Source organism: Plesiocystis pacifica SIR-1, assembly GCF_000170895.1.
Lineage (GTDB): Bacteria > Myxococcota_A > Polyangia > Nannocystales > Nannocystaceae > Plesiocystis > Plesiocystis pacifica.
This window is the reverse complement of sequence record NZ_ABCS01000069.1, coordinates 1-7500: the sequence shown is the minus strand read 5'-3', so window position 1 is coordinate 7500 and position 7500 is coordinate 1. Positions and strand designations below refer to the sequence as shown.

4 protein-coding genes, 2 tRNA genes and 2 rRNA genes (1 of these 8 only partly in view) are annotated in these 7500 nt (G+C 65.5%); 3 read left to right on the top strand and 5 right to left on the bottom strand.

Features of this window, described 5'->3' with window-relative positions:
• The 5 genes from PPSIR1_RS28065 to PPSIR1_RS28045 all read right to left on the bottom strand — a co-directional run.
• Positions 1–423 (bottom strand): 23S ribosomal RNA (locus tag PPSIR1_RS28065); it reaches 2512 nt to the left of the window's first position.
• A gap of 297 nt (positions 424–720) precedes the next feature.
• Positions 721–793: transfer RNA gene (locus PPSIR1_RS28060), tRNA-Ala, on the bottom strand.
• A gap of 50 nt (positions 794–843) precedes the next feature.
• Positions 844–917, bottom strand: a tRNA-Ile gene (locus tag PPSIR1_RS28055).
• Between the two features lie 139 nt (positions 918–1056).
• A 16S ribosomal RNA gene (locus PPSIR1_RS28050) occupies positions 1057–2589 on the bottom strand.
• Together the 16S and 23S rRNA genes with 2 tRNA genes alongside form the textbook arrangement of a ribosomal RNA operon.
• A 699-nt stretch (positions 2590–3288) precedes the next feature.
• Entirely contained in the window at positions 3289–4173 is an 885-nt protein-coding gene (locus PPSIR1_RS28045) for a hypothetical protein (protein ID WP_157596057.1), read from the bottom strand.
• Positions 4174–4246: 73 nt separating this feature from the next.
• On the opposite strand from PPSIR1_RS28045, the gene PPSIR1_RS49605 reads away from it, so the two are divergent.
• From PPSIR1_RS49605 to yjgA, 3 genes are all read left to right on the top strand, one after another.
• A complete protein-coding gene (locus PPSIR1_RS49605) occupies positions 4247–5347 on the top strand; it encodes a peptidylprolyl isomerase (RefSeq protein WP_198154633.1) in 1101 nt (366 codons plus the stop codon).
• A 75-nt stretch (positions 5348–5422) separates the two neighbouring features.
• Complete coding sequence (locus PPSIR1_RS44025; protein WP_006974580.1) at positions 5423–6715, top strand: DegT/DnrJ/EryC1/StrS family aminotransferase; 1293 nt, start codon at positions 5423–5425, stop codon at positions 6713–6715.
• A 54-nt stretch (positions 6716–6769) separates the two neighbouring features.
• Complete coding sequence (yjgA, locus tag PPSIR1_RS28030; protein ID WP_006974579.1) at positions 6770–7345, top strand: ribosome biogenesis factor YjgA; 576 nt, start codon at positions 6770–6772, stop codon at positions 7343–7345.
• The last annotated feature ends 155 nt before the right edge of the window (positions 7346–7500 follow it).

Genomic DNA, 7500 nt, shown 5'->3' with positions numbered 1-7500 from the left:
CGTGCCTCGTCCTACTCGGGGTACTCCTAGGGCCGTCTTGGCTTTCGCATACGGGGCTGTCACCCTCTTTGGCCGGCCTTCCCAAGCCGTTCTGCTAACCTCCACGGTCCCACGTTGGAACCCCACAACCCCATCCGGTTGCCCGGATGGTTTGGGCTAGTCCGCGTTCGCTCGCCGCTACTTACGGAGTCTCTGTTGATGTCCTTTCCTGGGGGTACTTAGATGTTTCAGTTCCCCCCGTTGGCCTCACATGCCTATGTATTCAGCATGAGATAGTGAGCCATGACGCTCACTGGGTTTCCCCATTCGGATATTTACGGATCGACGCTCGAGTCCAGCTCCCCGTAACTTTTCGCAGGTATCCACGTCCTTCATCGCCTCCTGATGCCAAGGCATCCGCCGTGTGCCCTTTGTAGCTTGACCCTGCCTCTCCTTCTGGTCCGAGCTCTCGCTCGGCCTTCCAGAGGGCAAGTCTTTTTCGTAAACCCGTCTTCAGATGAGTCGGATCCGAGGTTCCTTTCGTCACCACGAACCTTACTTTGTTGCTCGAGTCCCTTTTTGTTTGAGACTCTTTGCGGATGCAGCCTCTGCTGCATCGACGGAAATGTGCTACTCGGTTCGATTGTCTCCTCATGTTCCGAAGAACACGATTCGACGATCTTCCGGTGGTCTTGTTCGTCTATTAGTTTGTAAGGAAGCGTCCGTCTTCGAGGAGCGTGATGGAGGATAGCGGGATCGAACCGCTGACCTCAGGCATGCAAAGCCCGCGCTCTCCCAGCTGAGCTAATCCCCCCGACCAATTGGTCCCTCCATGGTTTCCCATGAAGAGATTGGTTGGTGCGGTGGGCGTGGGAGGACTTGAACCTCCGACCTCCGCCTTATCAGGGCGGCGCTCTAACCGACTGAGCTACACGCCCAGGTTCTCAAAGACAGCCTGGTTTTCAGGGAGCATTTCGCACCCTGAAAACTGAAGAGTAGAATGGACCAAGAGACTTGCTAAATGTCCGCGGGTTTGACCTATGATTTGCTCGAACTCGAGGTCCGAGCATCTCCTAGAAAGGAGGTGATCCATCCCCACCTTCCGGTAGGGATACCTTGTTACGACTTCACCCCAGTCACCGATCACTCCTTGGTAAGCGCCCTCCCGAAGGTTAGGCTACCCACTTCTGGAGCAATCGACTCCCATGGTGTGACGGGCGGTGTGTACAAGGCCCGGGAACGTATTCACCGGAGCGTGCTGATCTCCGATTACTAGCGATTCCAGCTTCATGGAGTCGAGTTGCAGACTCCAATCCGAACTGAGATTGGTTTTTTGAGGTTAGCGTCCCCTCGCGGGCTAGCGACTCTTTGTACCAACCATTGTAGCACGTGTGTAGCCCTGGGCATGAGGGCCATGAGGACTTGACGTCATCCCCACCTTCCTCCGGTTTAGGCCGGCAGTACCGTCTGAGTTCCCAACTAAATGATGGCAACAGACGGCAGGGGTTGCGCTCGTTGCGGGACTTAACCCAACATCTCACGACACGAGCTGACGACAGCCATGCAGCACCTTCGCACGAATTCCCCGAAGGGCACTCCAGCTTTTGGGCCGGATTCTCGTGGACTTAACCCAGGTAAGGTTCTGCGCGTTGCGTCGAATTAAACCACATGCTCCACCGCTTGTGCGGGCCCCCGTCAATTCCTTTGAGTTTTAGTCTTGCGACCGTACTCCCCAGGCGGAGTGCTTAACGCGTTAGCTTCGGCACCGACGGGGTCATCCGCCGGCGCCTAGCACTCATCGTTTACGGCATGGACTACCAGGGTATCTAATCCTGTTCGCTCCCCATGCTTTCGCACCTCAGCGTCAATCATCGTCCAGGTCAGCGCCTTCGCCACTGGTGTTCCTCCCGATATCTACGAATTTCACCTCTACACCGAGAATTCCCTGACCCCCTCCGAGATTCAAGCCAGGCAGTTTTGGATGCACTTCCTGGGTTGAGCCCAGGGCTTTCACATCCAACTTGCCAAGCCGCCTACGCGCGCTTTACGCCCAATGATTCCGAGCAACGTTTGCACCCTCCGTATTACCGCGGCTGCTGGCACGGAGTTAGCCGGTGCTTGCTAAAGGGATACCGTCAAGGCCAGCTCTTCACTGACTTTATTCTTCTCCCTCCACAGAGCTTTACGATCCGAAAACCTTCATCGCTCACGCGGCGTGGCTGCGTCAGGCTTTCGCCCATTGCGCAATATTCCCCACTGCTGCCTCCCGTAGGAGTCTGGACCGTGTCTCAGTTCCAGTGTGGCTGATCATCCTCTCAGACCAGCTACCCGTCTTAGCCTTGGTGAGCCATTACCTCACCAACTAGCTGATGGGACGCGGACCCGTCCCCCAGCGACCCTTGCGTGCCTTTCTCGAGGGAGCCTGACGACTCCCGCGACACATCTGGTATTAGCACCAGTTTCCCGGTGTTGTCCCAAACTGGGGGGTTGGTTATCCACGTGTTACGCACCCGTGCGCCACTTTCCACCCCGAAGGGCTTCTCGTTCGACTTGCATGTGTTAGGCCCGCCGCAAACGTTCGCTCTGAGCCAGGATCAAACTCTCCAGTTTGATTTGTGCTCGAGCTACCGATTGCCGGTTGCTCTTCGAGCCGTCGTCTCCGACGACTCGCATTTTTTGGAATGTCGTCACGAACGGATGTTCGTGCGACGGGGTTCGTCAATCATTGCTGACTGACAATCCCGCGGACGGTCTCGAGTCCGCACCCTCGCGGGCGCTTCGTCGGACCTAGCGTCTCGTGGTCCGTGTTCTGCTCTCCAGTTTTCAGGAAGCGAAGGCCTCGTTCGCCCAGCGAAGCTGGTTGAGGGCGAGGCTCGCCCCTCTTCAGGGTTGAGGCGGCGTGGTTGCGCTTGGCTGGAGGGCCGTGGGCGCTGCCGTCTTCGTTCCCGTCAGGGGAGGCGGGTTGTACGGGCGAACGAGGAGGGAGTCAAGCTTTGCAGCGAAGTTTTTCTCGACAAAATCGTGCGAGATTTCGCAGCGAGTTCCCTCGCGTGTCCCGGCCCGACGAGGCCAGCCCGGGGAGGAGAATCGTAGCGATACGCGCGGGCTGTGCAAGTGTTTCTGGGCGCGATTTCCACGGGCCCGAAAACGGCGAACAGCGACGCGTGAACGGCAAGCAGATGCGTTCAGGTCGCTGTCGAGGATGGCGAGCTCGCGCGGCGGAGGATCCGCCAAGCGGATCTGCGCAAGTGCGCGGATCCGAGAAGGAGCACCGACTAGATCCTTGGATCAGTCCGGGGCCAATGGGACTCACTCACCGGTCGACTCGGGAGGGCTGTCTCCGCCGAGCTCCTGGAGCCCGGTGCTGGAATCGGGCTGCGGTCCCTCCGCCGGGGGCGGCTCGTCGGGCGCGGTGACCGGCGCGGGTCCAGAGTCGTCCCCAGCCGACGACGCGGGCGAGCTCGAGGGCGGCGGTCCGCCTCCTGCGCCGATCATCGACTCGTCGAAGTCCTCCGAGGGCGCGCCGCTCCCTCGCTTGCCCTTCTTTTTCCGGCGCTTGCGCTTCCCCTTGCCCCCGCGCCCGCTCTTTTTCTCGTCGCCCTTGGCGTCGAGCACCCCCTCGGCCTGGGCGTGCTTGACCATGGCCTTGATCAGCGCGACGAGCTCCTCGTCGGCCGGCATCAAGTGGTGGTGGTAGGGCGGGTCGGCCTCGGCGTCCCAGCGCAGGAAGAGCAGCATGATCTCGCCGCGCAGCTCCCCGGGGAGCTCGTCGATGCTGCTCACCTCGACCATGAAGCGCTCGGGGGCGTCCTTGGGCAGGCTGCCCATGAGCACGTCGCCGACCTGCAGCTCGACGAACTGGTCCTGCTTGCCCTCGTAGCGGCCCTTGCCCCAGACCTGCTCGACGCGGACGAGGACGACCACGGCGGCGTGGCCCAGCCGGGCCTGGAAGAGCTGCTGATCGAGGACGTCGTTGGGGGCGCGGCCCTGGAGGTTGACGTCCGTGGGCGTGTACGAGTCGTCGAAGGCGACGGCGTAGCGGGACTCCCAGGGCTCGGCGCCCTTGGGCGGGGTCAGCTCGGAGACCATGCTGGACCCGTCGCCCTTGCGATGTCGACAGCCGGAGCCGAGGATGACGCAGGTCGCGAGCAGGGCCGTGAGCGTGATGCGCGATGCGCTGCGAAGTGGCCTCACGAGCGCGAGAGTAGCCCCCGCGCGCCCAATGTGCGAGATCCGAGCCTGGTCCGCGCGCCGCCGAGGAACAAACATGCCGATCTACTCACGTCCGCACCGCCTCGATTCCTTCATCTCGACTGCCGCCGTGGCCCTATTGGGGCTCAGCCTGGCCGCCTGCCAGACCCCGCCCGCCGAGCACGGGGAAGGTGGAGCCAAGGCTGACGCCGGCGTGGGCAAGGCGCCCGAGGGCGAGAAGAAAGGCCCGACGCCCGAGGAGATCGAGGCCAAGAAGAAGGCCGCGGCGGAGGCCCAGGCCAAGGCGGAGGCCGCCAAGGGCTGCTGCAAGTTCTGCTTCGCGGGCACGCCCTGCGGCGACGAGTGCCTGCCCGAGGGCAAGACCTGCGACGAGCCCGAGGGTGAGGGCTGCGCGTGCAGCTCGGACGAGCGCCCGACCCGGACCTTCGAGGAGGGCTGGCTGCCCCGACCCAACTCCGGAATCCTCGGCCCGGACGTGTTCAGCTTCAACAAGGCCCAGGGCGACCCCATCGACGGGCCCTTCACCCTCGAGATGGCCTTCGAGGGCGACGAGACCCTCGCCGACAAGGGCAAGGGCACGCTGACCGCGACCTTCCAGACCTCCATGGGCGACATCGAGTGCGAGCTCTACGAGGACAAGGCCCCCCTGACGGTGGCCAACTTCGTGGGCCTGGCCCGGGGCAAGCGGCCCTACCTCGACCCCAAGAACCGCAAGAGCGACGAGTGGGTCACGGGCAACTACTACGACAACACCATCTTCCACCGCGTGATCTCGAAGTTCATGATTCAAGGCGGTGACCCCTCGGCGAGCGGGCGCGGGACCCCGGGCTACTTCATCCCCGACGAGTTCCACCCCAGCTTGCGCCACTCCGGGCCGGGCATCCTGTCCATGGCCAACCGCAACCCCTACGACCGGGTGACGCAAAAGCCGATCTACGACGAGAAGACCGGGCTGACCGTGGGCAACACCGGCAGCGCGCAGTTCTTCATCACCGTGCGCAAGACCGAGGCGCTCAACGATCGCCACACCGTGTTTGGGCGCTGCGACACCAAGGTGCCCACGGCCATCTCCGAGGTCCGCACCCAGAGCCGGCCGATCCCCGACAAGCCCTTCGAGGACGTCACCATCAAGACGATCTCGTTCACGCGCAAGTGAAAGGGCGGCGCTCGCTCGGGCGCCCTTTTCCTGGAGCCGTGATCCCGACGGCGAGGTCTCACTCTACCAGGGGCGATGCAGGTGACCGCGAACGCGCATCGACCCCCCAGCGGAGGCCTCGCCGGCCGCTTTTTGGGCGCCCTGACCCTGCCAAGGCCCGTCTGGGCGCGCAGTCGCCTGGACATCGGCTGGGCCGACCTCGCGGCTGCGGCCGTGGCCAGCTCGAACCCGGGTGGACCCTCGGCGGAGGCCATCGCACAGCGCTGGGACCCCGACGGGGCTGTGTTCTTGACGGTGCGCACGGCCTGGGACGCGCTCTTGGCCGAGCTCGCTACCCGCCCCGGCCCTGATCCCGAGGCGGGGTGTCCAGGCGAGGTCGTGGTCACGGCCGTCAACATCCCGGACATGTTCGAGCTCCTCGCGCACCACGGCTTCGTGCCCGTGCCCGTGGACATCGAGCCGGGGACCCTCGCGCCCGCGCCGGGGGCCATCGCCGCGGCGGTCAACGAGCGCACCCGCCTTTGCCTGGTCACGCACCTGCTCGGGAGTCGCGTGGACATGGACGCAGTGTTCGCCGAGCTCGACAGCGCCGGCTCGAGCGTGCCCGTGGTCGAGGACTGCGCCCAGGCCTTCGAGGGTCTCGAGCACCGCGGACACCCGCGCTCGCTCGCGGCCCTGTTCAGCTTTGGACCGATCAAGTCGAGCTCGGCGCTCGGTGGTTGCCTGGCGCGGATCGCCGACGCCGAGCTGCGCCAGGCTGCGCTCGCGCGGACCCGGGCCTATCCCCAGCAGTCGCGGCGGGGCTACCTGGGCGTCGTGACCAAGTACGCCGCGCTCAAGGCGATGACCGAGCCGCACCTCTACGCGGCCTTCGTCGGGGCCTGCGCGCTCACCGGGCGCTCCCACGACGCCGTCATCAACGGGGCCGTGCTCGGGCTCGAGGGGGACGAGTACTGGGCCGCGCTGCGCCGCCAGCCCTCGGGGGCCCTGCTCGCCACCCTCGAGCGGCGCCTCGAAGGTTACGACGGCGTGCGCTTGTCGAGGCGGCGAGCCCACGGCGAGGTGTTGCGCGCGCGCCTGCGCGGGCGCGTGGCCCTGCTCGGAGATCAGGCGCCGTGGCGCTCGTGGTGGCAGGTCGCGGTGGTCAGCTCGAACCCCGAGGGCTTGATCGACGCCCTGCGGGCCGAGGGCTTCGACGCGACGCGGGGCTCTTCGCGGCTGCGCCCGCCGCAGCTCGAGGGCGGCGCTTCGACCCCGCTCGCGGAGGCCGCCATGGCCTCGCTGGTCTACGTGCCCGCCTACCCCGAGCTGCCCGCGAGCGAGCTCGAGCGCCTGGCCCAGCTGATCCTCGAGACCGAGTCTCGCTAGCGCCGGCCAAGCCCCGCCGAGAGGGGCTCGCTGCTCTAGATGGTAGACACGGCCATGGCCGCCGATCCCGACCACGACGAGAGCCCCGGAGCTGCCCCGGGGGAGGCCGAAGAGCCTCGCCCTCGGAGTCGCTCTCGCCATCGCCGCGAGGCCGGGGCGTTCACGGAGCTCGCCGAGGCCCTCGCCCGCGGCAAGCACCCCAAGCTCCCCGAGCCGCCCTTCGACGCGGACCTGCGCCGGGCCATCGAGGAGTCCCAGCGCTTTCACAAGAACGCTCGCTCTCGCCAGATCCGTCGGGTCGCGCAGCTGCTCCGGGGCGCCGGCAGCATCGAGGAGCTGCGGGCCGCCCTCGCGGGTCAGAGCCCCGAGCAGCGCACCCTCCAGGCCAGGGAGCGCGCGGCCGAGGCCTGGCGCGCGCGCATCCTCGAGGAGGGCGACCCCGCCTTGAACGCCTTCGTCGCCGAGCACCCTGGGAGCGACCGGCAGCAGCTCCGGGCGCTCATGCGTCAGGCCAAGCGCGCGCCGGCCGAGCCCCGCAGCAAGCGGGCCTCCACGGCCTTGCTGCGGGCCATTCGCGAGGCCTCCGGTTCGAACGCAGCGGCCGAGGCCCCCTCCCCGGATGAGGCCTGAGTCGCGGACGTGGGGCAGGGAGGGCGTGGCCTCGTCCACGACGGCTAGAGTAGACAGAGGGTTGGCCAAACTCGTTTTGGCCGACCCTCTGAGTCGCGGACGTGGGGCAGGGAGGGCGTGGCCTCGTCCACGACGGCTAAAATTGTCAGGGGCTG

Bases quoted from the DNA above. Each gene is read 5' to 3' on its own strand.
- PPSIR1_RS49605 (WP_198154633.1), top strand. From the start codon at position 4,247: ATGCCGATCTACTCACGTCCGCACCGCCTCGATTCCTTCATCTCGACT.
- PPSIR1_RS44025 (WP_006974580.1), top strand. From the start codon at position 5,423: ATGCAGGTGACCGCGAACGCGCATCGACCCCCCAGCGGAGGCCTCGCC.
- yjgA (WP_006974579.1), top strand. From the start codon at position 6,770: ATGGCCGCCGATCCCGACCACGACGAGAGCCCCGGAGCTGCCCCGGGG.